A 25,609-nucleotide genomic window follows, 5' to 3' on the forward strand; every position below is an offset into this window, starting at 1 on the left:
ACCCGTTTTTTTATTATCTCTGAATAGGCCTTACAGCACCTATTCAGCTTAGGAGTTTACTTACGCAGATGGCTGCTCAACTGGCTTGCTGTCAGTTGTTTCAGCTTCAGGCGATTTGCCTGTCTTACGCTTGTATTTACCTTCCCAGTAATCTGCGCCTTTAATGCCAAGCTTAACTGGGTTGAATGTGTACTCAGTTACGCCTTTCTTCTGTTGCTCTTCGTAGTCTTTCAGCGCTTTCAGAGCTGGTTTAGACATGAAGAAGATAATCAGAATGCCGACGATGTTTAGCCAAGCCATCAGACCTACGCCCACATCACCCATTGCCCATGCAAGGTTGGCGGTTTTCACTGTACCGTAGAATACTGCAGTGATAAGAACCGCTTTCAGAGCAAACATCATACCTGGGATCTTAATAGTACGACGTAGGTACGCGATGTTCGTTTCTGCAATGTAGTAGTAAGCAAGAATAGTTGTGAACGCGAAGAAGAACAGAGCGAACGCAATGAATGGCTTACCAACACCTGGTAGAGCACTTTCGATTGCAAGCTGTGTAAATACAGGGCCGTTCGCACCGATATCTGCAGCTAGGTTCTGTACTAGGAATGCGCCTTCAGCACCACCGTGTACGTTGTATGCACCAGTGATAAGAATCATGAACGCTGTTGCTGAACATACAAGTAGCGTATCGATGTAGATAGAGAAAGATTGAACCAGACCTTGCTGTGCTGGGTGATCAACACTTGCAGCCGCTGCAGCGTGAGGACCAGTACCTTGACCTGCTTCGTTAGAGTAAACACCACGTTTTACACCCCAACCGATAGCAGCACCAACACCAGCCATAGGCGTAAATGCGTCACCAACAATCATACCGAAGATGCGTGGCACCTCACCGATGTTTAGAAGAATGATAACGAAAGCAATCACGATGTAAGCCAGCGCCATGAAAGGAACCACGATTTGCGTGAAGTTCGCAATACGCTTAACACCACCGAAGATGATGAACGCTAGGATGATCGCAATAACAGTACCAGTGAAAACTTTAGCAAAACTGAACGTACCGATAGCTGTTTCGATCATGTCGCCCGTGCCAAACGCAGCTTCTACCGCATTACCTATGCTGTTTGACTGAACGCCTGGTAGTAGAACACCACAAGCAAAGATTGTCGCGATAGCGAAGATCCACGCGTACCATTTCTGACCCATCGCTTTTTCGATGTAGTAAGCTGGACCACCACGGAACTCGCCTTCATCTTCTTCTTTATAGATTTGAGCCAGTGTCGATTCTGCAAACGCAGTTGCCGCGCCAAAGAAGGCAACAACCCACATCCAGAATACAGCACCAGGACCACCGAAACCGATTGCGGCAGCAACACCAGCAATATTACCTGTACCTACGCGCCCAGAAAGCGAAACGGCAAGTGCTTGAAAAGATGAGATACCTTTACTTGAGCTTTTGCCAGATAACAACAAACGCCACATTTCAAAGAAGTGACGAACTTGAACAAATCGGGTCATTATGGAGTAGAACAAACCTGCGCCTAGACACAAGTAAATCAGTACCGGACTCCAGATTATTCCATTCAAAAAATCAACGAATGACTGCATGAGTATTTTTCCCTGTTAGTTGTACTTATGATTGTTTTTCGTACAACACAATACTTCACATGTAATGCTCTTGTTAAATTATTTATCTATCTAAGCTTAATAGTGTGATATATCGCATGTTCTGGAGTGCTTTTGTTAACGATAAGTTCTATTTTTCCGTTTGCCATTCGACATAGAAATGCAATTTAATGCATTTTTTTAGTTAGATCTCTCTCGGAAAAATAGAATTTCATGATGTGACTGGGTTTGGAATTAAATTTCAACTTTCTGACAAGTTGCTGATAGATACATCAGGGTGGTGTTGTATTGTAGTTTTAATACGTAATCTTATCGGTGGTCATTCTATTAATGTGATCTGTAAATCACATTTAGATTGCTGTGTTTGAGTTTTGGTGTGATCAAAATCACAATGGATGGGTGTGGTATGAATCTCAGATAATTGCAGGATATTTTGCCTAAGTTTGCAGATTTTACCAGAGTCATTGATTGTTACAGATGTGTTTCAGGTTCTATATGTTCTCCCCAAGTTCAAAAATCAAAGTTCAGAGTTTCGGTCGTGTTCTTGCGAACATGGTTATGCCTAGTATTGGTGCCTTTATTGCTTGGGGACTGATCTCCGCACTGTTCATACCAACAGGTTGGTGGCCGAATGAAGCTCTAGCTTCGATGGTTAGCCCAATGATCACCTTCTTGATTCCATTATTGATTGGCTACACCGGCGGCAAAATGACTGGGGGAGAGCGGGGCGCAATTGTCGGTTCTATCGCAACAATGGGCTTGATTGTTGGGACTGATGTTCCGATGCTAATGGGAGCGATGATCATTGGGCCATTAGGTGGTGCTGTGATTGCACGCTTTGACCGAGCCATCGAAGGCAAGGTTCGAAGTGGTTTTGAGATGTTGGTGAACAACTTCTCTGCGGGTATCGTAGGAATGATATGTGCCATCGTCGCCTTTTTGATTGTTGGACCTGCTGTAAAAGTGGTTTCGACGATGTTGGCCGCAGGTGTCCAGGCCATGGTCGACACCGGCTCACTGGCTTTGGTTTCTATTCTAGTGGAACCGGCGAAAATTCTTTTCCTTAACAATGCGATTAACCATGGTGTGTTCTCACCAATCGGAATCCAACAGGTTGAACAATATGGTCAGTCGTTAGTATTCCTTATTGAGTCTAATCCAGGCCCTGGTCTTGGGGTGTTATTAGCTTATATGGCGTTTGGCAAAGGCAGTACTAAACAGACCGCTGGTGGTGCATCCATCATTCATTTCTTCGGCGGTATTCAAGAAATCTACTTCCCTTACGTGCTAATGAAGCCTCGCCTAATTTTCGCTTTGATTGCTGGCGGTATGGCGGGAGTGACAACGCTGGTCCTGTTTGATGCGGGATTGGTTTCAGCAGCGTCTCCGGGTTCTATCTTCGCTATTTTGGTGATGGCGCCTAAATCATCAATGTTGGGTGTCGCGCTTTCTATCGCTATCTCTACCTTAGTGTCGTTCTTATGCTCATCACTGATTCTAAAAACAGAGCAAAGTACGGAACCTGAGCAAGAAGAAGGCTATTTAACAGGTCGACCACGCTTTTCAAATCGAACGTCAGACTAATCACTTAAAAATGACGACTTTCTTACAGCGATAGACCAACGTCACCTTAGGCTTAGAGGTAAACATGAGAAACACGCGAGCAGAAAACGCCATGCTTTCAAAGGCCATTGAGCCTATCGACTTGCCCAATGAAGCTGAACTGCTGGAAGTGATCTCGACTGCTGAGGACGCCAGTGCGGTGTTCTTAGCGGCCTATCATGCCTTGGACGATACGATTGGCGTGTTAATGCAAACTATCTTCTATAAAGACGATTATGCCGTGAAGTTTGTTGTTGATCCTCTGCTTAAGAATCAAGGCCCTTTAGGGGATGTGATGGTTCGTAGCAAGCTGTTGTATGGACTTGGTGTGATTAACCGTGAAATCTATGAAGATGTAGAGCGATTTGTGACCCTGAAAGAGTGGGCAGACACGCCACACAGCAGCATCTACTTTACCGACCCTGATGTGATTGAAGAGCTGCAAAAAGTCCACGTGGTGCAAAGTGTGATGCCTATCGATTACGATCAGCAAGCAGCCAACAACCTACCCGAAGAGATGCTGACGATGTTCATTGACCGTCATAACCAAAAGGTGCAATCGAGCATAGTATTAGCCATCGCAGAACTGGTGAGACAAATCTGCCACTGCGACACCTCATTTCTTCCTTCTTGAACTAGGGCGTGTTGACCTTTCGTGGTTAAGTTTTGTTCGGATGGGGACGCCTAGTCAAAAGCGTTTTAATCGCGGCGAGGGGGAAGTAGCCTAGTCATTCTAAGCAAGTCCCCCCTCAACAAAGAGTAAAACGCTTTTTGCGGGGGCGCCCAGCTCGAACCCTTCGGGCAGCGTTTGCTGGTCATTTCTACTGCGTTATCGGCTTTTCATGTAGGCTAGCTACACATCAAAACCTCTGCCTTGTAGAAGTACCCAGCAACTCGCTGCAAAAATCAGCTCGAAAGGCCAACACGCCCTAGCTACCTGACACACTATACCCACGCCCTTCAAGTAGTTTGGCAAAGGCGATTTGAGCTTTTGGTTCACCATGAATCAAATGGATAGATTTTGGTGGGGGAGTGATGCCCTCGATAAAGCGCATAAGATCGTTTTGACCCGCGTGAGCGGAATAACCAGACATTGTATGAATTTGTGCATTCACAGAGATACGAGCTTGGTCGATCTCTACAGACATTTCTCCTTGCTGCAAAGCACGACCTAATGTTCCATGGGCTTGGTAACCCGCTAAAATCACATCTGTTCTCTTGTCGGGTAGTAAAGCCGATAGATAGTTCATGATTCGCCCGCCCTGACACATTCCCGAGGCAGCGATAATTATCGCAGGCTCTGCCGTTGATTTGAGTCTGTTGACCAGTTTCTTGTGGGCTCGGTGATCATCAATCGTAATGCACTGCTCGAACGCCAATGGATTGCGGTGTGCTGCTAATCTCTCCTTCGCTTCCTCTCCCCATAGTTCTTTAAATTGACGATAGGAGCGGGTGATCTTGTGTGCCATTGGCGAGTCAAGAATGATGGGCAGTTGGCGACTCAGAGAGCGCTGCTCGATCATCTGTTCAATATCAAACAGCAGTTCTTGAGTTCTTCCAACGCTAAAGGCGGGGATAAGGATTGCGCCACCATCTTCCAATGAGTGCTCAATAATGCGGTTTAGAGTTTCTGCACGCTCAGCGATATTGGAATGATTGCTCGCACCATAGGTCGATTCAATAAACAGATAGTCAGCTCTTCCTGGTGACACTGGGTCGGGCAGTAGGGGAGTGTTACTTGGGCCAAGGTCTCCAGAAAACACCACCACTTCTTCATTCGGTAATTTAACCTCAATATAGGCCGAACCAAGTATGTGCCCTGCAGGTTGAAAACGAGCATAAAGAGTATTTGGCCTACTATGATCCTTTTGCTTGTGGAGGTGAGGCGCTCGCGGAATTGGAAACCACTGATGATAGGCTTGAGGCTGTATTAGTGAGTGAATTCTTTTGAGGATTTGCTTTCGTTGGCTGTGGCTAAAGCCTTGCAGTTTCAGACCATCTTCAATCATCAGTGGGGCAATGGCGGCCGTCGCTTTGGTACAGATGATGGGTTGATTAAAGCCAGTCGCTAGCAGCCATGGAATGCGACCAATATGATCAATATGGCTATGGGTCAGCAGCAAAGCGTTTAGATGCTGAGTGTTAAACTCAACTTCTAATGGGCGAGTATCTGCGCCTTGAAACAGACCACAATCAATCAATATTGCTTGGTCTTCTACTCTTAGCTCATGGCAAGAGCCCGTAACTGTATGTTTACCACCGTGATGAATAACCTGCATTCGTCGCTCCTATTAAAGCCAACCTCAACTGTGCTAATCGGGACGGGCAAAGAAAATAGCAGCGACGAGAGTTGCGACGCCGCGAGCGGTAAAATGTAATTGAACCTTCACTCAGCCCAACTGTCGCGAGATATCACTCTGCTATTGGGTCGAACTTTTACGTGTATCGAGCTTTGGACTGGCTTCAGCCTCTAAGCGCGCGACTTCTGCATCAAGCTGGGCGATTTTTTCCGCCATTAAAGCGTGGCAGTGATCAGCAAGGGTTCTGGCATCACCCAGTTCGTAATCCGACACATCGATAGGTTCTAGCATTTCAGTGATCACAATGCCGTTGTTGGCGCGATTCAAATCAATCTTGTTGTGAGTGGTACTGGTACACATTGGGGTAATAGGCACACCTGCCTCAATCGCCATCCGGAACGCGCCCGTTTTAAAAGGCAAGAGCCCACGGCCTTTGCTACGAGTACCTTCTGGGTAAACCCATACCGAAAGGTCTCTCTGGTGAATCGCCTCAGCTACTTGCTTAATCGTATCTCTGGCTTTGGATTTGTCTTCACGATTGATCAAGATGTTACCCGTGATCCAATACAAAACGCCAAAGAATGGAATCCACAAAAGGTCGCGTTTCCCCAGTGAGACGGTGCGCGGTCTTAGCATTCCCGGATCGGTAACGAAATCAAATACACTCTGGTGATTCGAAATGTACACGCTGTTTTTCGGCGTTGGCGCGTTCTCTAGCCCGCGCTGAATAATTGTAAGGCCAAGGATCTTTTGTAGTTGATTGAACCAGCGACAGAAGAAATACACATGCTTAGGGTTTTTAGGGCTAAACAGACAGAAAACAAGCGCACTCAGTGTTGTGGCAACCACAAACACCGTAGCCAAAATAAGACGAAGAGCAGTAAGCACAGCCGACTCCTTTCCACTGCACATTGGCAGTATTCAAACCGTTGAAGAAGATTAGAGCTTCAGTTCTATTTAACCAAGTTGCAACATTTTGAGAGCGGCAGACATCAAGAGTGAGAGATGTATATAAAACCGCAGCCAAGAATCTAGGGTATCAGCACACACGTGTTCACTGGCTAGAGTGATATTGGGATCAAAGAAAAAGATCATGCTTAGGAAAAAACAGTAACAACAGCATCTCTAGATAGAAATCTATTAATCATCGACTTATCATTGAGTTAGAACTCACAACAACCGACCGAGCATGTCCTCTACTATCGATTTCTATCACCACAATGCGCTTACCTTGAGTCATCAGTACAACTCGGTATCGTTTGAATCTGTACATCACAGTTGGAAGCCTTATTGGCCTCTAGCGGGCGATAAAGTGCTTGATGTTGGCGCTGGTAGCGGGCGTGATGCTCGTTGGATGCAACAACAAGGTTGTGAGGTGATAGCTATCGAACCGAGTAATGCTCTTCGCGAGTTAGGAGCAGAATACACCGGGGTAGAGGTTACTTGGATTAATGATGCACTTCCTGCATTGAGTCGAACTGAAAATCTCGGGATGCGTTTTGATCTTATCTTGGTGAGTGCGGTTTGGATGCATCTTCCAAGCAGCTATCGTGAGCGAGCCTTTCGCAAACTCTCTAATCTACTTGCACCTAATGGCCGCTTGATTATCACTCTTCGACATGGTGAGTTCGACGACCAACGTCAAGGCTATCCGGTTTCTGTTGAAGAGCTCGAACAGCTGGCAAAAAATAGTGCCTTACAAGTCCGACATATTGACGAGAGTAAAGACCAACTCAATCGAAGTGAGGTTTGGTGGCAGACCGTTGTTATGACTCTACCTGACGATGGTTCTGGTGATCTCAACAAAGTGCGACATATCATTGTTAACGACAACAAATCTGCGACTTACAAACTGGCCTTATTGCGAACACTATTACGTATTGCTGATGCTCACTCAGGAGCGGTCATCGATAGAAGTGACGGCAAAATACTGCTTCCAGTCGGGCTGGTGGCTCTGTACTGGGTAAGGCAGTTTAAAAGGTTGATTGATATCGATATTGAAGGTTCTGGTATTCAGCAGAACAGCAATACCACTAAAGGGCTCGGTTTTGTGAAAGAAGATGGTTGGAACCAGCTCAAACATTTGAGTGCCGACGATCTCGCGATTGGTGCGATGTTTCTAGGAGAAGAAGCGAAAGCGCTACAGAAACTGTTCTCGCATACCATAAGTACCATCAAAGCTGGGCCTGTCACTTTTATCTATCAGGGCGCCAAAGACAACAAACTGTTCGAGATACTGCCTCCAGCACAGCGTCGAAAGTCACTCAGTTCTTTGGTGATAGACAGCGACTTCTTAGCCAGCTTTGGTTACTTCACTTTGGATGAGAGTTTGTGGGAGTGTTTTCGAATCTATCACTCTTGGATTGAGCCATTAGTCGTTAACCAGTGGGTGATGGAAATGCAGCGTTTCGAGACAAACCGTGAACGCAACATTTCACTGCAAACCTATCATGACTGCTTGGTGTGGATTGACCATAACCACGATACGCGAGACGTCAGAAAGCGCGTCGAACAGCTGCGCAAAGAACAAGCAGAGATTGTGAGCGTGTGGAGTGGGACTGTGCTTAAGCAAGACTATCACGTTGATCACTGCCTGCCATTTACCTATTGGCCGAACAATGACAAATGGAATTTGTTGCCAACCACAACCAACGAAAACCTCAAAAAAAGTGACAAAATGCCTACAGCAGAGAAGCTACATAAATCAAAGCAGAGGATCTTGGATTGGTGGCAATTGGCATGGGATCACTCTGACCTATCCAAGCAGCGATTCTTTTCTGAGGCAGCCCTCTCCTTGCCGAACATTCCACCGCAATGCCGTGACTTTGAAGAGGTATTTGATGCTATGGGACTGCAGGTTCGTGGCGTTAAAAGTCGCTTACTTATCAATGAATGGAGTTAGGTAGATAGTCATGAAACACATCGGCATAGATGCTTGCAAAGCGGGTTGGGTGGTTTGGAGTTGGGAGCACGATGAGGTGCAACTAGAAGTGGTCGCTGAGCTCTCTGAGATCACAGAACAGTTGCGTGATGCTCATACTCTGATTGATATCCCAGTCGGCTTTAGTGATTCACAAACGCCCGATAGGTTGTGCGACAAAGCAGCCCGAAAATACTTAACGAGAACTCGCGGGGCTTCAGTGTTCCCAGTGCCTTGTCGTGAAGCGGCTTATGCTGAAAGCTACCCTCAGGCTTGTGAGATTAACTTTGAGTTGTGTGGGCGTAAGCTCTCTAAACAGGCTTGGTACATTCTGCCAAAAATGCGCGAGGTGGATGCGTTATTCCACCTTCACCCTAAACTCTATCTGCGAGAATCCCACCCAGAGGTGGTGTTTGCCACTTTGAATGGTGCGCCGCTAGAGCACTCGAAAAAGAGCATCGAAGGCCAACAGCAAAGGCTCGACTTGTTAGCGCAATACCTGCCTCAACATATTGATAAGCTCAAGCACCAAGCAGCAATCACCAAGAAATCGAAAGTGGCGCCTGATGATCTTATCGATGCGTTTGCTTTAATGCTGTGTGCTTTGCATTCTGACCGGCTGAGTTCCTTTCCAGAGAATGAAGACAAAGATCAACAAGGTCGAACCCGCGAGATTGTCTATTGGCAGCCGTCATCTCATTAGCTCTTTTCATGTCTAAAAGCCACTTACAGTGTCTTAACTGCCGTTAGTTATCTTCATAACTCGCGAGACGTATTTTCTGTTGCTCTAATTATTAATAAGAGCAGTCGTTATGAGAAACAACATCGCAGAAGATAACTCCTACACCATCGGTCAAACTCCATTGGTGCGCTTGAACCGCGTTAGCAACGGACGTGTGCTGGCCAAGATTGAATCACGTAATCCAAGTTTTAGTGTTAAGTGTCGTATTGGCGCCAACATGATCTGGCAAGCAGAGAAGCTGGGCAAGCTAGTGCCAGGGATTGAGTTGGTTGAGCCGACTAGCGGTAACACGGGTATTGCTCTGGCTTACGTTGCTGCAGCGCGTGGCTACAAGCTGACCCTGACCATGCCTGAATCGATGAGCCTAGAACGCCGCAAGCTATTGAAAGCCTTGGGCGCAAACCTGGTTTTGACCGAAGCGGCCAAAGGCATGAAAGGTGCGATAGAAAAAGCGCAGCAGATCGTCGATGCCAATCCAAATAAATATCTGCTTCTTCAGCAGTTTGATAACCCTGCTAACCCTGAGATCCATGTAAAAACCACGGGGCCAGAGATCTGGGATGCCACTCAAGGCCAAATTGATGTGTTTGTCGCGGGCGTAGGTACCGGTGGCACCATCACAGGCGTGAGCCGTTACCTTAAGAACTATCAGAAAAAGCCGGTGTTGTCGGTGGCGGTTGAGCCTGCTGAATCTCCCGTTATTTCTCAATCATTAGCAGGGGAAGAGATTCAACCTGCGCCTCATAAAATCCAAGGCATTGGTGCTGGGTTCATTCCGGGCAATTTAGACCTCACTCTTATCGACCACGTAGAGCGCGTCACTTCTCAAGAAGCTATCGATATGGCCAATCGTCTCATGAAAGAGGAGGGCATTCTTGCGGGGATCTCTTCTGGCGCAGCAGTTGTCGCGGCGAATCGCATTGCCGATATGCACGAATACCGCGGCAAGAACATTGTCACGGTGCTTCCAAGTTCGGGCGAGCGTTACCTAAGTTCAGCGTTGTTCGCAGGTATGTTCGATGAAAAAAGTAGTAACTAGCACGATCACCTCTATTTTTGGGGGATTGGTGAGCGCCTTGCTTCCACAAGCTGGCGTCAAAGCCCTAAAAGAGCGCATAGCCGATGAAGATGGAACTCTAATCTTCTTCTATGTTGCTCCCGTCTATATCGCGACTTACCTAGGCTTAGTCACCCTTACTTTTTATGGCCAGTAAGCGCCATAGAATAGAGATGGATAAGTCGCTCAATCTTATCTATCTCATTTAATAATAAATATTTCGAAGGTAAATCATGTCAATTACTTTTCAAGGCGAAGTGGTTTCTGTTTCTGGTTCATTCCCACAGGCAGGCCAAGCAGCACCAAACTTCACACTATGCTCAGCAGAGCTGGCAGACATCACTCTTGAGTCGATGAAAGGCCAGAAGTTGGTACTGAATATCTTCCCAAGCATCGACACGCCAGTATGTGCGGCAAGCGTGCGTGAGTTCCACCAAAAGCTAGCAAGTGTTGGAGGTGTTGCGGTACTGAACATCTCGGCAGATCTGCCATTTGCAACAGGCCGTTTCTGCGCATCTGAGTCTATCGATTCAGTGCAAAACTTCTCTTTCTTCCGCTCTCCAACATTCACTGAAGACTACGGTGTGAACTTGAATGAAGGCGCACTAAAAGGCCTAGCAACTCGCGCAGTGGTTGTGGTTGATGAAGAAGGTAAAGTGATGCACAGCGAATTAGTTTCTGAAATCACAGAAGAGCCTAACTACCAAGCAGTTCTTGAAGTAGTAGGTGCTTAATATGAAAAAGTCACTGTTAGTTATGGCACTTTCTGCTCTGTTTTCGACCTCTGCTTCAGCGCAGTTTGAAGTGACAGAGCAGCACGCTAGCTTAGGTTCAGGCGAGATCGTGACGCTAGAGAAAACCAACAAATTTCATCTAGCTGGTGAAGGTGTAAAAGTCGGCGACTACATGCCTTCTGTTCAGCTAATGACATCAAACCTTAAGCCGTTCGATACCAGCGCAACCAACGGCAAAGTGAAGATCTATAGCTTACTGACGTCAGTTGATACTCCTGTATGTGTTCAGCAAGCGGCAGAGCTTTCTCAGTTTGTGAATGAGAATAAAGCGTCACTGAAAGATATCGAGTTTTACGCGATCAGTGCAGATACACCATTCGCACAGCAGCGTTTTATTTCTGAGCATGAGCTAACGGGTGTTGAGTACCTGTCAGACTCGGTAGAGCATGCATTTGGTGAAAAGACTGGCGCGCTGATCAAAGAACTTGGCCTACTGACGCGCAGCATTGTGGTGACGGATCAAAACAACAAGATCATTCTCGTACAACGTGTACCAGAACTGACGACATTGCCAAACCTTGCAGCTGCTGTCGAGCTAGCGAACAAACAAGGTTAATCAATCTCGGTGTTAGAACGCCGACTTTGACGACAAGAGTTCTCTTGTAAATCAATTATTAAGCCCTTCTTTTATAGAGGGGCTTACATTATCTTACAGAGTAAATCACCTCTTGGCCTTACACTGCCCCCATTAGAGCAACGCAAACGTTGCCGTGACGAAAAACGTTTATAATGTAAGAGAGTTAAAGCTTTGCTTTTGTGAGATTTTAGCTTTACTGGCTAGGTTGGTTATTAATACTAATTTAAGTAGAGAATATTCAATGTCTGACGTTTTAATAGTGGAAGATGATCTGCAGCTTAGGGAGATGCTGTGTTACTTTTTGAAAAATGTAGAGGGATATTCGGTTGACTGTTTAAGCAGTGGTGAAGGTGCCGCTGAGATAATTATGGATCAAGCGCCTAAGTTGGTATTGCTTGATATCCAACTCCCACACACTTCTGGGTTAAGTGTTCTAGAGAGCCTGCGCCAACAAGGCTCGACCATTCCAGTGATCATCATGACCGCCAACGACAATGAGATCACAGAAACCAACGCGCTCACTATTGGGGCGAATGATTACATTACCAAGCCAGTCCGCACCAATGCGCTTCGTGAGCGTATCCGAAAGATCCTAGAGCAGAAACCAAGTATTCACTCTCGGGTTGAAGAAGAGTTGATATTTAGGTTGTGCCCTAGAAACTCAACACTGCAGTTTAAGCACATTACGGTTCCATTGATTCCCTCCGAATTTGAGCTCCTTGAGCTGTTGGCGAAAGCCGATGAGCCCATGCCAGTACATGAGCTTTTCCAGCACATTCACGGCTTTCCTTATCACATTGAAGACCGCTCTATTTACATGCGAGTGTCGACCCTGCGTAAAAAGCTCAGCGCCTACCTGCCAGATATGGAGTTGATCAAAAACAAACGTAGCCGCGGTTTCTACCTTAACTATCAGGTTGTGGTTCGATGAAAACCTTTATCGGTCAGATCATCAGTTCACTGATTTTGGGTTACTTGATAAGCACCATGCTGTCGTTGGTGTTACTGGCTCCGTACAAAGAACAGTTGCAACAAGACCTGAACTTTCGCCGTTTAGAGATGGTGTTGAATGGTTTTCTGGAGCCGCTCGTTCCCAGCAAGTCTGAAGAAGAGTCTCCGGTTTGGTTGTTCCAATGTGATGTCTCGTCGGGAGAGATGCAAAGGGTCGATGAGGGAGAGTACACACTGGCGAAGAAACGCGGCGATAAAGAGATTTTAGGAACGTTCAATAGCGAGGCCTACAACAATGATCCAGCGATTCGCCACATCAAACTGGTGGAGCTTTTGGAAGATGTTCTGCAGCTTGTATGTACGTTGATCATCTTGGTCTTGTCGCTCCGTACCTGGACCAATGGCTTTAAGTCGCTTCATCACCTATCTACACACTATGCGCGGGGCGACTTCAAGGCTCGTGTCGATGAAACGGGTCCTGAAGCCGTGAAAACACTGATCGCGAATCAACATCAGATGGCGGAAGCGATAGAGAGTTTGATGGCGCGCCAGAAGATGATCTTCGCGGCACTGCCTCATGACATTCGAACCCCACTCTCGTCAATTCAGCTAACCAGTGACATGCTGGTCGAGAGCCGCAACAGCGATGCATTTCTGCTAACCAAGCTCGATGAGCAGGTGAGAAGCCTGAACATGTTGTGTGAGAACAGTCTCCACTTGCTAAAGATCTTAAACAAGCAGGTGCCATTAGCTAGAGAAGAGGCGAACTTTGAAGCGATAGTGCATAAGACTTTCTCGGCACTGAGCAACAAAAAAGGGTTGGAGCTGGTTAACTGCGAGCAAACGATCACCACCGATCGCAAAGTGCTCAAGATATTGCTATTCAACATTCTCAGTAATGCGTGCCGTTACACGCGTGAGAACATCAAGATTGTTTACGCCAACTACCCACATTTCGATGTTGTGAAGATCAGCGACGACGGGCGTGGCTTTCCACAACCGATCATTCAAGCGTTCAATGATGGCGACATTGATAGCATCAAACCGCAAGATGGTTTTGGGATCGGGATGCTGCTTATTTACGAGCTTACCGCGCACTTGAACGGCAAAACCCTGTTATCGAATACTGATCACGGCGGACAAGTGACTCTCATCATGCAGCGCTGATTCCTTTAGCCTATTGAAATACAACAAGCCCTCTTGCTGTAAGAAACACAAGGGGGCTTGTTTTTTAGCTAGTGGTTAGTGACTAGTCATTAGTGGTGATGGTGAACGTGCGCGTTTTCCTCAACCGCGAGTTCGACTTCTACTTTGCCAGCGTTCTTAAATTGCAACGTCATCGGGAGGCGTTCCCCTTTTTTGTAAGACTTGTTTGGGTTGAAGATCATCAAGTGGTAACCACCCGGCTTAAACATTACCGTCTTCATGCTGCCAATACGCACGTTGTCGATTTTCATCATCTTCATCATGCCGTCCGACATCTCATGAGTGTGAATCTCTACGCGACTTGCGATAGGAGTCGATGCGCTGATCAAAAAGTCATCCTTTGTCGCTAGGTTCTTGAGCTGGAAAAAGCCTGCAATTACAGTGGCATTAGGCGGCGCTTCACGGCTCCAAGGGTGATCAATTTGAATGCTATCTGCGGTGTATTCATGAGCCGCGACATTGATGCTAAAAAGCGTCGCGATAAATAGAATCAAAGTGTTGAGATGTTTTTTCATAATAGTCTCTCTTGTTTTTAATAATCGGTTACCAAGTCAGGTTGCCCTGATACACCAGCCAAAAGACCAGTTGGTTTTGTTGAGTAATGGATTCATAGTTAGTTTGAAATCGCACTAGCTGGAATGGTGCAATTTGCCAGTTAGCAATAGCACTGATGCGTTGCGGGTTGTGGCCATTGGCATCGAGTGCTTGTTCGAATTCGCTGCTGGTTTGGGTAACGTCATTGTCGGTGGTTAGCCAGTCGTAACGAGCGGCTACTTCAATGTCTTCAAACTGCCAGCTGAGTTGGGTGGTGATGCCATGCTGAAAGGCATCGAGATCCGAGCGAATCTGCTGTGAATCGGTGAGGGTTGATTCAAGGCGTTGTCCCATCCACTCAAGTTGCCAGTTCAATGCTTCCCATTGAAGGTTGCCGCCGAAAGATACCAGTGTCGTGTCACCATCAAACATAATATTGATGTCGGTTGGATGAGCATGACCGTGGTTATCGGAAGCGTCCGCCTGTCGCTGGTAGGTTTTGAAGTAGGCAAGGCTTGCGACTAGGTTGAGTTGATAGTCACTGCGCAAGTGATGCCACTGTGTATGTAGCCCGAACGCAGAGGGTGACGCGGAATCTGTATCGTATTGCGCAGGGAAACCATCGCCACGCCCGACCCACAAAGTGACGTCATACTGGTTTTGTGCGTAGGTCGCTTGAACTGCGTCATCGGAGTATTGATTCCCCAGAAAAGCCTGCTGAGTTAAAGACGCATCTAAGAAGCGCCAGTCATGTTCATGGGTGCTGTTGCACAAGCCAATCTCACTCAACTGACGGCCAAGGCGCAAGGTCCAATCCTGATGTAGATAGGGTTGGAGCCATAACTCTTCCAGCTCAACGGCGTCACCGTGATGGCTGCCGATGACGAGTTTGGTCGCGAGCACTTGGTCGAGGCTAGCCAGAAAACCCAGCTCACCGTGCATGAGCTGTAAGCCTTCTTCGTAGTGGAAGGCATTGGTGTCGGTAAGCACACCGGGAATGGTGTAAGCCGAATCTCGGTCAGTTTGGTAGTAGCCAAATTGGGCAAACACATTGGTTTGTACGTTTACCTCACTCAGGTTCACCTTATCGACAGTGCCAGTTTCAGCATGAACAGATGTAGTGAGTATCAGCATTCCTAGTGATGCTGTGATTGCTCTATTAAAAGTAGAACTAGAAACGATCATTGCGCAGCTCCTTGTACAAATGGGTTGGAATAACGTGGGTTAGAGATAAACACCTCGTCACTCAACGCATTGAGGAAGGCAAGCATGTCCTGCTTCTCTTGTTGGCTTAGCGAAAAGCCTTTGACGAACTCACTCTTGTTCGGGTTGCTCCTACCATCGCCTTGATGCTCTCCCGAAGTAATGTTGCGGCCACCGTTGGCGTAGAAATCGAGGACTTCCGATAAAGTCGCGATACTGCCATCGTGCATATAAGGGGCGGTAAACTCGACGTTTCTGAGTGTTGGCGGACGGAACTTTCCTTTGTCTTGTGGGTTTTGAGTCACGGTAAACAGGCCGTTGTCTTCAATCGGGTAGCTACCCTCATCATCTAGGTTGTACAAACCAGTATTGAAGAAAGGGCGCGACACGAACACGGAATCACTGTGCAGGGTTGAATCGCTGAAGTTAAAGCCATTGTGACAGTGGAAACACTCCATCTTTTCACTGTTAAACAGATCTTGTCCGCGCAGGGCTGAGCTACTCATGGTGCCCTTATCGAAGTCTGAATCTTTGGAGATCAGAGCACGATTAAACACAGCCAACGCCTTGATGATGTTTGGAAACGTCACTGAGTCTTGGTCATCAGGGAAGGCGGCATTAAAGCGGTTGAGATAATCCACATCCGTACGAAAGCGCTCTAAGATCGCCTCTCGATTTGAATCATTGATACCCATCTCAACGGGGAACTCACCAAACAGCGGGATCACTAACTGCTGCTCAATCTCTTTCAAGATAGGGTTTGCCCACGTGTAAGAGGCGTTGTAGCCAATGTTGGTCAAGGTTTGAGAGTTGCGGTGCAACACCTCTCCCGTTGAACCTGTGGGTACGGCTAATCCGTCAGAGAAAGCCAATGCCTGCTGGTGGCAAGACTCACACGACATGGTTTGATTGCCAGACAGCTTGGTGTCATAAAAGAGGTGTCGCCCTAGCTGAAACTTCTCTTCCGTTGCAGGGTTATCTACAGGCTCTTTCGGTTGAGGAAGAGAGCCTGTTTGGAAGTCAAAACCAAATGGATTGGTGGTGTTTTCTGGGGTAACGGTATAGCTTGATTCGCTGCCACAGCCTGCGAACATGACGATCGCAAGCGATGTCAGCAAACCTCGCTTCAGGTTTGCTGACATAGCGATTACTCCACCGACACCCAAGATTGCGATGTGCTGCAGTTACCTGCGCTACACTCCCCAGTGGTTAGGTCTAATCCAAGCTTATCGAAAATACCCTGGCAGTCGGCATCAACACTTGAGGACATACAACCGGGAGGCGTCCCCGGAGTATTGAAAGTAATGTCGTTACTCGCGACCAAGCTTTGGTAATCAAACACAATCACATTGGATGCATGGTCAAAGTTATCGAACTGGTATGTGGGCCTGTTCGGGCGAGAGTCGGCACAATTAACAATTTCAGATTCGGCATCCACTACTTCACAACCTGTAGTACCTAAGTGAATATTCCAACCACTCACATCCATACGTAGGTGTTTGTGGCCGTTTTGCCAGCTCCAGTTCATGCCCATCACATCCAGTGGTGATACCGCATCGTCGCCATCAATACCGTAGTGGTTGAGGTCGGTAGGAACGCCGAGTGTAAAACGTACACCTGTGTAATCACCTTCGGGAACTTGACCTGTGATTTGGTGGTTGAGTGCTTCATTGCCATTGGCACAGCTATCTGCACCTGTCTCAAAATCCAGTAGGGCAACGTTCTGATATTGCCATTTTCCATCTTGCTTGAGGCTGACTGGCGTTGCTTCACCCTTGTCATCAATCAGCTCGAGGTTAGAGATGTACATACGTACGTCTTTAAACTCTGGATTGGTGTTATCGATACCCACTGTAGTGGTATCCATCAGCTTACATTCGATGTCTTGTGTACCGACTTTTGCGGCAAATTGGATAGTGACATCTTGCTGGGTTACTGACGTTGATGGGCTAGAGCTTGAACCACCACAAGCGGACAAAGCGGTGCAGACAAAAGCGGTAACGAGCGCTTTCGTCGCTGGGATTTGGTTGAACATAGACTTTCCTTTCTTATTATTTTCTTGTGCACAACAGATTGAATGCGTGCAAATACGTCCCGCCAGTTGAATCAAAGGCGGTGATCAGTGTTTTGTTAGAAAAAATAGGCGTATGGCGAGATCGCCGAATTACGCGAAGAAAGTCGAGGGTGGGGATTGCTTAGGCGCTAACGCGAGGTAAATCTTACGGTAGCTTTGAATATGGTGATAAGGAGTGAATGACGTCGCGATTCGGCACAACCAAACCGCCAATGCCGCTAGCACCATTGCGATCATGGTTATAGAGAATTGACACATCTCTAGCAGAGGACATTGAAACTTGAGCGGGTCATGGATTTCATCGATAGGCAGTGGCGACATCGCGTTATCTTCGATGAGTTCACTAATATCGACCCATTTAAAGCCTTCAGCAGTACACAGCAAGATCTTCTCTCCCTGCGCTTCTGACAGCCAGTTCTTGTTATTAACTTGTGATGGGTTGAGCGCCATCGTGGCTAATAAATATATCTGAAACAGCAAAGCAGCAATGACGTAAATCGCCATTACCTTTTGTTTTATTTGCGTATTTCTTGATATATGCATCACAACATTCAGTTAACTAAATTCGGCGCGGATACTACCAAAGAAATTAAGGGAATGTAATGCTATGTTTATAAAACGGTGACATAAATACTTAAAAGGAATAATGATTTAGCTTCTATACTTTTAGTTAATTCGTTTAAAGAGGCTGACTTGTCTTCAGTGGATTTCATGAGGTATCGACTTAGGTTCTTAGTTGAATACCTCATGAAAATGGTCCGTTCTAAAGTCAAGAATTGATGAGGTTAAACCCAGTTAAGTCATCGATTTGTCATTGAAAAAGTCACCACGTAAACGTTATGTGAGAACCACTGCTGACGCGGGAACTCTGAGCAAAAACGTCAGTATTATTAGTGAACTGATGACAACGGAACAACTAATGAAAAAGATACCTTTGGCTTTAACTCTATTAAGTACACTCGTTTTTTTACACTATTCCATGGCAACAACTGACACTTCACCTACCACGCAAAACCCAACCTATGAGCTTGATGGCAAGTCGGTGCTTGGTCGTACCGAGAATGTTTACTTGTCTAAAGTGGAAGGGCTTAGTGATATTCCTTTTGTCGGAAAAATCGACACAGGCGCTGAAACTACCTCGATGCACGCAGAAGAGATTCAAGTAACCAGTACCCATCCAGATTACAAAAATCTAAAAGACCAAGAGTTGATGCTGGCGCTGACAGAAGAGGTGCTGAACAATGGCGATGTGGCCTACAGTGATTGGGATGCCAGCACCTTCGAACCTTTTGAAACACAGGTATCGTTTAAGATTCAAAACCCCAAAACAGGGGAGATGGAGCTGATTGAGGCACCTCTAGAGCGCGTCAGTATGATCCGCAGCCGAACCAGCAGTACGCCAATATTGCGCCCAACCATAAAAATGTCGCTCAAAATTGCAGACCAAGAGCTCACGACTGACGTTAACCTCACCGATAGAAGCCACTTTTCTGCGCCCATTTTGATCGGTAAAACCTTCTTAGCTGACAACGCGTTAGTGTTTGCGGGCTATGACTACCTACAAGAGCAAGAAAAGGCGACGGTCGTAGGCAGAAAGGAAGTAGTATCCATTAATGGCTTATCAGTGAATGCAAGCTTCTCTTTTTCGAATCGCTACAGCAATCTGCATGCTGAAGAGATTGATGTTGATAAGAAAAGCAATCTAGTGACCTTTGATATGGTCAGTAACGATGGCCGGAAACAAGAGATGAGCCTACCACTGGTGCGTATGCTCAATGTAGGCGGTAAACAAAGGCCTTTGGTTTATGTTCCTGTTGAGTTGGGTAAAGACACCACGCGAGATATTTTGGTGTATCTGCGCGATCGTTCAGGTAGTGATTCTCAGCTAAGAATTGGCACCATGACCGCCAGCGAGCACTTCATGATCAACAGTAACGCCGAAAACTTACTTTCGGCGGGTGCCGAGAGCTTCCAAGATGCAACTAAGTCGGGTGAACCTTTAATTATCTCGCCAGAAGAAGACATCACGTTGGATAACTTCCCACTGAAAGCCGTCGCTTCATTTACTGTAAGTACGCCAGTTCTAAAGGTGGAAAGCTTTGAAATGACGGGCTCGGGTGACGATGAGATCGTAGAGTTCTTTTTAATTGATGCGGATGGCGAGCAGCAAAAAGTCTCTAAAAAGGTGATTAAGAAGTTGAAAGTCGGTGAGGATGTTCGCCCTGTAGTGAGTGCAGATTTTGTGGTATCGGGTGAAGCTCATGAGCGAGAGTTTGCCCTTGATGTGTTAGACATGAGTGAAAAGGTGCCTTACTTCGTTCTAGGTAAAAAAATGGCTAAAGAGGGTGTATATATCAACACCCGCGCCGACTACCTGTTGAACGCAGAGCCGTTGTTTAAAGTCGGTCATGTTGAGCTTGTTGAAGTCAACGGCATGACATTCCCGGCTAAGCTAGATACTGGTGCAGACGTGAGTTCAATGAACGCGATTAACATAAAACGCTTCAAGAAAGACGGACAAGATATGGTGAGCTTCACGTATCAAAACAAGCAGGGTGACAAACAAGACTTTGTTAAGCCAGTGATTGATGTGATGCGTATTAAAGCTAAGAAGGGAGAGAAGGTAAACATTCGCCCTGTGGTGGAGATGGACGTCAAACTCGGTGACTTAGAGAAAAAGGTGAAAGTAAACCTACAAGACCGTTCTCGCTTCGAGTACAGCATGATTCTAGGCAAGAACTTCCTGAAATACGGTGCGCTTGTGAGTAGTGACGAAGACTATGTGTTGGGTAAGAAGAAGTAACCGGTACTAGATTCCAGACAAACAAAAAGGGCCAACTCTTGCGAGTTGGCCCTTTCCAAACGTTTGGTGGAGCTGGCGGGAGTTGAACCCGCGTCCAGAAACCATTCATCCTTGGCACTACATGCTTAGTCGATCTTTAACTTCACCAGTAACCTGCGAACCGACACGCTAGTTAAAGGCTAACCTGAATTATAATTCGCCGTTCATCTCTCAGGTGGGAAAATCCGGGCTAGCGCGTTTGGGTTTGATCTCTCGTTATTCCCCGTCTTACGTGCGGAAGCTAGGGCGAGAGAGCTCTGAGCAGGTTATTAAGCTGCTAGTGCGTAGTTTTCGTCGTTTGCGACTATTTTTTTGCGGCTTTTTACGTGGCCAACCGCCCCACGGCATGCACCTCAGACTGCAAAATTCCTGTCGAATCCTAAATCAGCCCCAAAGTGTTCTTGCATAGTACCAGAAAAGCTATGCCTGTCTAGCACTGTGCAGTTCAAGTGCTCAAGATTAACGCAAATTACTCTTCATAATTCGTGCTTTATCGCGAGCCCAATCTTTTTCTTTCATATCAGTACGTTTGTCGTGCAGCTTCTTACCTTTTGCTACGCCAATTTTGATTTTCGCCCAAGAGCGAGACCAGTATAGCGACGTTGCAACTAGCGTCATGCCTTCACGGTTAATACGACCGAATAGGTTGTCGAGCTCTTTTCTCGACATTAGGAGTTTACGGACACGTGTTGGGTTCGCGACAATGTGCGTACTTGCTTGTGTTAGTGGAGTGATAGTCATGCCACTGATGAATGCTTCACCGTCTCGGATGTAGACGTAGCTTTCTGCGATGTTCGTTTTGCCTTCACGTAGGGATTTTACTTCCCAGCCTTGTAGCTCAAGCCCCGCTTCAATCTCATCGTCGATGAAATATTCGTGGCGAGCTTTCTTATTTAGCGCAATGGTATTACTACCCGCTTTTGATTTTGATTTTTTCTTTGCCATAATGGCCTCATTATACGGATTGCGCGAAAGATGGGGAATCCTTTTTATTTGCGCTCTGGCTCAATACCATTAAAATTGTGGTTTGTTTAATGTAACGCTGTCTTTAACAGGAGTCTATATGCCAAAGGTTACTCGTTCAGCATTAGTATCATTTAGTGCTGACCAGATGTTTGACTTGGTCAATGATGTTGCTCGTTATCCTGAGTTTTTGCCGGGTTGTTCTGGTTCTCGTGTGATCGAATCTTCAGATTCAGCAATGGTGGCTTCGGTTGATGTATCGAAAGCTGGTATTAGCAAAACATTTACAACATCGAATCGCCTCGCGGAAGGCGCAGAGATTTTAATGGAGCTGGTGGATGGTCCATTTAAGAAGCTGCAGGGCGGTTGGTACTTTACTCCTTTGGACGATCAAGCGTGCAAAGTGGAACTTAAGCTTGAGTTTGAATTCTCAAGCCGCATGATTGAAATGGCCTTCGGCAAGATCTTCAATGAGCTCACCAGCAATATGGTGAACGCCTTTACTCAGCGTGCGAAGCAGGTGTACTAAGCATGAGCATTGAATCAGACATGATCCACGTTGAAGTGGTTTACGCTCTGCCACATGAGCAGCGTGTATTTACACTGGTGGTGAACAAGAACGCGACGGTAGAAGAGATCATCGGCCAGTCTGGCGTACTTGAGCTTTACCCTGAGATCGACCTAGCTAAGAATAAGGTTGGTGTGTACAGCCGTAATGTGAAGCTCGATGCCACGGTTCGTGACAAAGACCGCATTGAGATTTACCGTGCACTGCTGGCCGATCCGAAAGAGATTCGTCGTAAGCGTGCCGAACAAGCAAAAGCGGCCGCGACCAAGTAAGTCGTTATACGTTCAAATAGCAAAAAGCCTGCAGTGTTGCAGGCTTTTTAGTATCTGGGGCATTTAGCGGTTTTATCGAAGGCTCTCGAAAAACTCATCACTCGCTTCAAAATCACCGTTGATGGTTACCAGTGTTCCCGTTGCATCAAAGTTAACAATCAGGTTCTTCTGGATCGGAGCTTCGTGGCCTTTTTGGTGATGGTAAATGTAGTACCAAGTGTCTGGGTAGCCGTTTTCAATCAGCATTGGTGAGCCCATAACGTAACGAACTTGTGTCTTAGTCATACCAAATTTCAGTTGGTCGACGGCCTCTTGTTCAACGTAGTTACCCTGGTTGATGTCAATTCGATAAACCAACTTTTCTAATAGAGAACAACCGGTCAACATTGTTAGTGCAAGTGGAACTGCAACTAACCACTTCTTAATTCGCATAGTCTGAGATCTTTCTTCGCTAAAATACTGCCTGATAATAAACAAGCTCCAGCAAGAAGTAAAAAGCTCCTTGCGCTTTGAACTTAATATGACTGGCAATTTTGAAATAAGTTGCAAAATTGCCAATCTTTTTCAGAAAACTATCAGGTCTTTGGCGAAAGTTTAATCTAAGCGGCGATTAACAGCTCTTTTGCGTTAGCGAGCGTTGAATCGGTGATCTGGCTGCCACCAAGCAATCTTGCAAGCTCAGAGATACGTTGTTGCTCATCAAGTGTGTGCATTTGCGTCTCTGTTTTTCCTGCTTTAGTGCTCTTGGCAACGAACAGCTGTTGATGACCACAACCTGCAACTTGAGGCAAGTGAGTCACACACATGACTTGTGTTGATTCACCTAGAGTACGCAGCATTTTTCCAACGACTGCAGCCGTTGGGCCACTGATACCAACATCGACTTCATCAAAGATCAGGCTAGGGGTATCGACTTTCTGAGCGGTGATTACCTGAATCGCTAATGAGATACGCGATAGCTCACCACCAGAGGCCACTTTAGCAATTGGCTGCATTGGTTGCCCCGGGTTGGTAGAAACAATAAAGGTCACGTTGTCCATTCCCAATGGCGATGGGTGAGTATTGGTGTTGTTTACCTCAATCGCGAACTGCGCTTTCTCCATGCTCAATTCGTGCATGCTTTGCGTGATCAGTTTGTTGAGCTCTTTGGCGTAGCGCACACGAGACTTATGTAGCTTCTCCGCTTTAGCAACAAAACCTTGGTAGTGCTGTTCAACTTCGTTAGCCAGTTCATCCAATTTTTCATCAGAGCAGTCTAAGTCTTCAATTTGCTGAAGAAGATCTTGATGATGCTTATAAAGCTCTTCCGGTAATACATGATGCTTACGTGACATCGACATGACTTTTGAGAAGCGCTCTTCGACAAATGCCATACGACCTGGGTCGACATCGATGCTATCAAGGTAAGTTCTTAGCTCGCTGTTGGTCTCTTCAATTTGGATGATGGCTTCAGAGAGCATGTTCGGTAACTCAGCCAGCCTTTCATCCAGTTCAGCCAGCTGAATTAGGGAGTGATTGGCCGATTGCAGAATACCAAGCGCATTAACTTCTTCACCTTCGTAAATAAGCTCGATAGCTTGCTGACAGGTTGATGCAAGCTCACCACTGTTGGATAGGCGTTTGTGCTCTTGTTCAAGCTCTTCATATTCTTCCTCCCCAAGTGAGAGCTCGTTCAGCTCTTTGATTTGGTACTCAAGCAGTTGTTTCTGTGCTTGATTCTGTTGGCTGTTGTCGCGCAGCTCTTTTAGGTGGTTATCTGCATGACGCCAAGTTTGGTAAGCGTTGCGAGTCGACTTCAGCAGGTTAAGGTGGCCTGCATATTGATCAAGCATCGCCATCTGGTAGTCGCTTTTCATTAACTGATGGTGTGCGTGCTGACCATGGATATTAATAAGCAGCTGCCCTAATGATTTTAGTTGTGAGAGCGGAACAGGGCTGCCATTAATGAAGGCACGTGAACGGCCTTCTTTCGAGATGGTACGGCGAAGAATACATTCGCTGCCATCCAGTAGCTCGTTATCTTCTAGCCAACGAGTCGCATGTAAGTTGTTATCCAGTAAAAATGCGGCGCTGACTTCGGTTTTCTCTTCACCTTGTCGCACCATGCCTGCATCAGCTCTACCACCAAGGCATAAGCCCAACGCATCGATAGCAATAGATTTACCCGCACCCGTTTCACCGGTGATGGTTGTCATGCCTTTAGAAAGTTCTAGCTGTAAAGACTTAACAATAGCGAAATTATTAACACTTAGATGAGCCAGCATTTTTATTTACCTGTATAACTGAACAATACTGTATATAAGTTCAGTATATACTGTTTCTTTATACAGTAAAGTGAGCAGGTGAATATTTTTTGTGAGATCGATCAAATCAAACTTCGTTTGTAGGTGCCTGATATTGATGTCTATTTGCGAAAAGAGATTCCAGACAACTCGTTCCTCGTTTCTGGAATGACGGAGACTTTGGTGCTTCACGAACGACTTACGTCATTCCCTATATCGACGGAGGAGCGCAGTAGGGAATCTTCTCTCGTGTGAGGTTAATACGTAGTGAGATTCCAGACACCTCGCGCTTTAGTTCTGGAATGACGTTGATTTTAGTTGCCTGCGAGTGGTTTACGTCATTCCCTAAAGTGACGAAGTAGCGCAGTGGGGAATCTTTTTGGGTTTTAGTTAGTACTTATCTAGCACTTTTGATTTGAAAGTTTCTGATAGCTTGAGAAAAAACACATGGAAGTGCTTATGAAGCAGCCTGCTATTTACATAACGACTAATCGTACTCATTCCGTTCTTTATATTGGCGTTACTGGAAACCTCAAGCGAAGAGTTTGGCTACATAAGACAGGAGAGGTGGAGGGTTTCACTAAGAAGTACAACGTCCACAAGTTAGTTTACTTTGAGGTTTTTGAAGACTTTAGAGACGCTATAGAGCGGGAAAAACAGTTAAAGAAGTGGAATCGTCAGTGGAAAGAGAACTTAATTAGTAGCTTAAATCCTGATTGGTTAGAGCTATATGAAAAGATTTAAATGCTCCGGATGAATGGATTCCAGACAACTCGTTCCTCGTTTCTGGAATGACGGTGGCTTTGGTGCTTTACGAACGACTTACGTCATTCCCAATAGCGACGGAGGAGCGCAGTAGGGAATCTTTTTTGTTTGAAGTTGATGCGTAGTGAGATCCCAGACAACTCGTTCCTCGTTTCTGGAATGACGGTGGCTTTGGTGCTTTACGCACGACTTACGTCATTCCCTATAGCGACGGAGGAGCGCAGTAGGGAATCTTTTTTGTTTGAAGTTGATGCGTAGTGAGATTCCAGACACCTCGTTCCTCGGTTCTGGAATGACGTTGGTTTTAGTTGCTTGCGAATGATTCACGTCA

24 protein-coding genes, 1 other RNA gene and 1 pseudogene are annotated in these 25,609 nt (G+C 46.2%); 14 read left to right on the forward strand and 12 right to left on the reverse strand.

All coding sequences use genetic code 11. The features are described 5' to 3' along the window. Positions 1–60: 60 nt before the first annotated feature. Positions 61–1,608 carry an alanine/glycine:cation symporter family protein gene (locus AC6R05_RS18445; protein ID WP_150871148.1) on the reverse strand — a complete coding sequence of 516 codons (1,548 nt, stop codon included), beginning with the start codon at positions 1,606–1,608 and terminating at the stop codon, positions 61–63. Between the two features lie 513 nt (positions 1,609–2,121). Between AC6R05_RS18445 and AC6R05_RS18450 the strand changes: the two are divergent. After that, positions 2,122–3,153, forward strand: a pseudogene (locus AC6R05_RS18450) (PTS mannitol transporter subunit IICBA); the annotation flags it as partial. A 121-nt stretch (positions 3,154–3,274) separates the two neighbouring features. Continuing rightward, a complete protein-coding gene (locus AC6R05_RS18455) occupies positions 3,275–3,862 on the forward strand; it encodes an MltR family transcriptional regulator (protein ID WP_500648250.1) in 588 nt (195 codons plus the stop codon). 295 nt (positions 3,863–4,157) lie between these two features. Here the strand turns inward: AC6R05_RS18455 and AC6R05_RS18460 are convergent, their stop codons facing one another. Together AC6R05_RS18460 and AC6R05_RS18465 are read right to left on the reverse strand one after the other, a co-directional pair. Beyond that, positions 4,158–5,507: an MBL fold metallo-hydrolase RNA specificity domain-containing protein gene (locus tag AC6R05_RS18460; RefSeq protein WP_500648251.1), complete on the reverse strand. Its 1,350-nt coding sequence runs from the start codon at positions 5,505–5,507 to the stop codon at positions 4,158–4,160. 141 nt (positions 5,508–5,648) lie between these two features. Continuing rightward, positions 5,649–6,416 (reverse strand): 1-acylglycerol-3-phosphate O-acyltransferase, encoded by a 768-nt coding sequence (locus AC6R05_RS18465; protein ID WP_500648252.1) that lies wholly within the window; start codon positions 6,414–6,416, stop codon positions 5,649–5,651. Between the two features lie 301 nt (positions 6,417–6,717). On the opposite strand from AC6R05_RS18465, the gene AC6R05_RS18470 reads away from it, so the two are divergent. The 8 genes from AC6R05_RS18470 (at position 6,718) to AC6R05_RS18505 (ending at position 13,736) form a co-directional block, all read left to right on the forward strand. Next, the gene (locus AC6R05_RS18470) at positions 6,718–8,430 is read left to right on the forward strand and encodes a DUF8808 domain-containing protein (RefSeq protein ID WP_500648253.1); all 1,713 of its coding nucleotides are present in this window, start codon (positions 6,718–6,720) and stop codon (positions 8,428–8,430) included. Positions 8,431–8,440: 10 nt separating this feature from the next. Then, positions 8,441–9,151 (forward strand): DUF429 domain-containing protein, encoded by a 711-nt coding sequence (locus tag AC6R05_RS18475; RefSeq protein WP_500648254.1) that lies wholly within the window; start codon positions 8,441–8,443, stop codon positions 9,149–9,151. 109 nt (positions 9,152–9,260) lie between these two features. Then, positions 9,261–10,229 (forward strand): cysteine synthase A, encoded by a 969-nt coding sequence (gene cysK, locus AC6R05_RS18480; RefSeq protein WP_500648255.1) that lies wholly within the window; start codon positions 9,261–9,263, stop codon positions 10,227–10,229. Further along, positions 10,210–10,404 (forward strand): hypothetical protein, encoded by a 195-nt coding sequence (locus tag AC6R05_RS18485; RefSeq protein ID WP_500648256.1) that lies wholly within the window; start codon positions 10,210–10,212, stop codon positions 10,402–10,404. Before cysK ends, AC6R05_RS18485 begins: the two co-directional genes overlap by 20 nt. A 76-nt stretch (positions 10,405–10,480) precedes the next feature. Beyond that, positions 10,481–10,981, forward strand: coding sequence for a thiol peroxidase (gene tpx, locus AC6R05_RS18490; protein ID WP_500648257.1), 501 nt, complete (start codon positions 10,481–10,483; stop codon positions 10,979–10,981). Between the two features lies 1 nt (position 10,982). Continuing rightward, on the forward strand, positions 10,983–11,597 hold the full coding sequence (locus AC6R05_RS18495) for a thiol peroxidase (RefSeq protein ID WP_500648258.1): 615 nt from the start codon (positions 10,983–10,985) through the stop codon (positions 11,595–11,597). 262 nt (positions 11,598–11,859) lie between these two features. Continuing rightward, on the forward strand, positions 11,860–12,549 hold the full coding sequence (locus tag AC6R05_RS18500; RefSeq protein WP_150871179.1) for a response regulator transcription factor: 690 nt from the start codon (positions 11,860–11,862) through the stop codon (positions 12,547–12,549). Beyond that, entirely contained in the window at positions 12,546–13,736 is a 1,191-nt protein-coding gene (locus AC6R05_RS18505; RefSeq protein ID WP_500648259.1) for a sensor histidine kinase, read from the forward strand. The genes AC6R05_RS18500 and AC6R05_RS18505 overlap by 4 nt, the downstream gene beginning before the upstream one ends. A gap of 89 nt (positions 13,737–13,825) precedes the next feature. Here AC6R05_RS18505 and AC6R05_RS18510 read toward each other — a convergent pair whose 3' ends face one another. The 5 genes from AC6R05_RS18510 to AC6R05_RS18530 all read right to left on the reverse strand — a co-directional run bounded on the left by AC6R05_RS18510 (position 13,826) and on the right by AC6R05_RS18530 (position 18,090). Next, positions 13,826–14,290 (reverse strand): copper chaperone PCu(A)C, encoded by a 465-nt coding sequence (locus AC6R05_RS18510; protein ID WP_500648260.1) that lies wholly within the window; start codon positions 14,288–14,290, stop codon positions 13,826–13,828. A 28-nt stretch (positions 14,291–14,318) separates the two neighbouring features. Next, a complete protein-coding gene (locus tag AC6R05_RS18515) occupies positions 14,319–15,494 on the reverse strand; it encodes a hypothetical protein (protein ID WP_500648261.1) in 1,176 nt (391 codons plus the stop codon). After that, the gene (locus AC6R05_RS18520) at positions 15,491–16,654 is read right to left on the reverse strand and encodes an MbnH family di-heme enzyme (protein WP_500648262.1); all 1,164 of its coding nucleotides are present in this window, start codon (positions 16,652–16,654) and stop codon (positions 15,491–15,493) included. The genes AC6R05_RS18515 and AC6R05_RS18520 overlap by 4 nt, the downstream gene beginning before the upstream one ends. 5 nt (positions 16,655–16,659) lie before the next feature. Then, the gene (locus tag AC6R05_RS18525; RefSeq protein WP_500648263.1) at positions 16,660–17,547 is read right to left on the reverse strand and encodes an MbnP family copper-binding protein; all 888 of its coding nucleotides are present in this window, start codon (positions 17,545–17,547) and stop codon (positions 16,660–16,662) included. Between the two features lie 129 nt (positions 17,548–17,676). Further along, entirely contained in the window at positions 17,677–18,090 is a 414-nt protein-coding gene (locus tag AC6R05_RS18530; protein WP_500648264.1) for a hypothetical protein, read from the reverse strand. Between the two features lie 415 nt (positions 18,091–18,505). On the opposite strand from AC6R05_RS18530, the gene AC6R05_RS18535 reads away from it, so the two are divergent. Continuing rightward, complete coding sequence (locus AC6R05_RS18535; protein ID WP_500648265.1) at positions 18,506–20,389, forward strand: ATP-dependent zinc protease family protein; 1,884 nt, start codon at positions 18,506–18,508, stop codon at positions 20,387–20,389. 64 nt (positions 20,390–20,453) lie between these two features. Here AC6R05_RS18535 and ssrA read toward each other — a convergent pair. Together ssrA and smpB are read right to left on the reverse strand one after the other, a co-directional pair. After that, positions 20,454–20,820, reverse strand: a transfer-messenger RNA (tmRNA) gene (gene ssrA / locus AC6R05_RS18540). 67 nt (positions 20,821–20,887) lie between these two features. Next, positions 20,888–21,373, reverse strand: coding sequence for an SsrA-binding protein SmpB (gene smpB / locus AC6R05_RS18545; RefSeq protein ID WP_032551363.1), 486 nt, complete (start codon positions 21,371–21,373; stop codon positions 20,888–20,890). A gap of 118 nt (positions 21,374–21,491) precedes the next feature. On the opposite strand from smpB, the gene AC6R05_RS18550 reads away from it, so the two are divergent. Next, the gene (locus AC6R05_RS18550; protein WP_032551364.1) at positions 21,492–21,920 is read left to right on the forward strand and encodes an SRPBCC family protein; all 429 of its coding nucleotides are present in this window, start codon (positions 21,492–21,494) and stop codon (positions 21,918–21,920) included. Between the two features lie 2 nt (positions 21,921–21,922). Continuing rightward, a complete protein-coding gene (locus tag AC6R05_RS18555; protein WP_150895722.1) occupies positions 21,923–22,231 on the forward strand; it encodes an RnfH family protein in 309 nt (102 codons plus the stop codon). Between the two features lie 72 nt (positions 22,232–22,303). On the opposite strand, the gene bamE is transcribed toward AC6R05_RS18555, so the two are convergent. Then, positions 22,304–22,663 (reverse strand): outer membrane protein assembly factor BamE, encoded by a 360-nt coding sequence (gene bamE, locus AC6R05_RS18560; protein WP_032551366.1) that lies wholly within the window; start codon positions 22,661–22,663, stop codon positions 22,304–22,306. 167 nt (positions 22,664–22,830) lie between these two features. Continuing rightward, positions 22,831–24,495 carry a DNA repair protein RecN gene (gene recN, locus AC6R05_RS18565; RefSeq protein ID WP_032551368.1) on the reverse strand — a complete coding sequence of 555 codons (1,665 nt, stop codon included), beginning with the start codon at positions 24,493–24,495 and terminating at the stop codon, positions 22,831–22,833. A 477-nt stretch (positions 24,496–24,972) separates the two neighbouring features. Between recN and AC6R05_RS18570 the strand changes: the two genes are divergently transcribed. Continuing rightward, positions 24,973–25,257, forward strand: coding sequence for a GIY-YIG nuclease family protein (locus AC6R05_RS18570; protein WP_500648266.1), 285 nt, complete (start codon positions 24,973–24,975; stop codon positions 25,255–25,257). Positions 25,258–25,609 lie beyond the last annotated feature (352 nt).

The sequence above is a fragment of the Vibrio sp. R11-SG3-ISO9 genome (assembly GCF_059834255.1).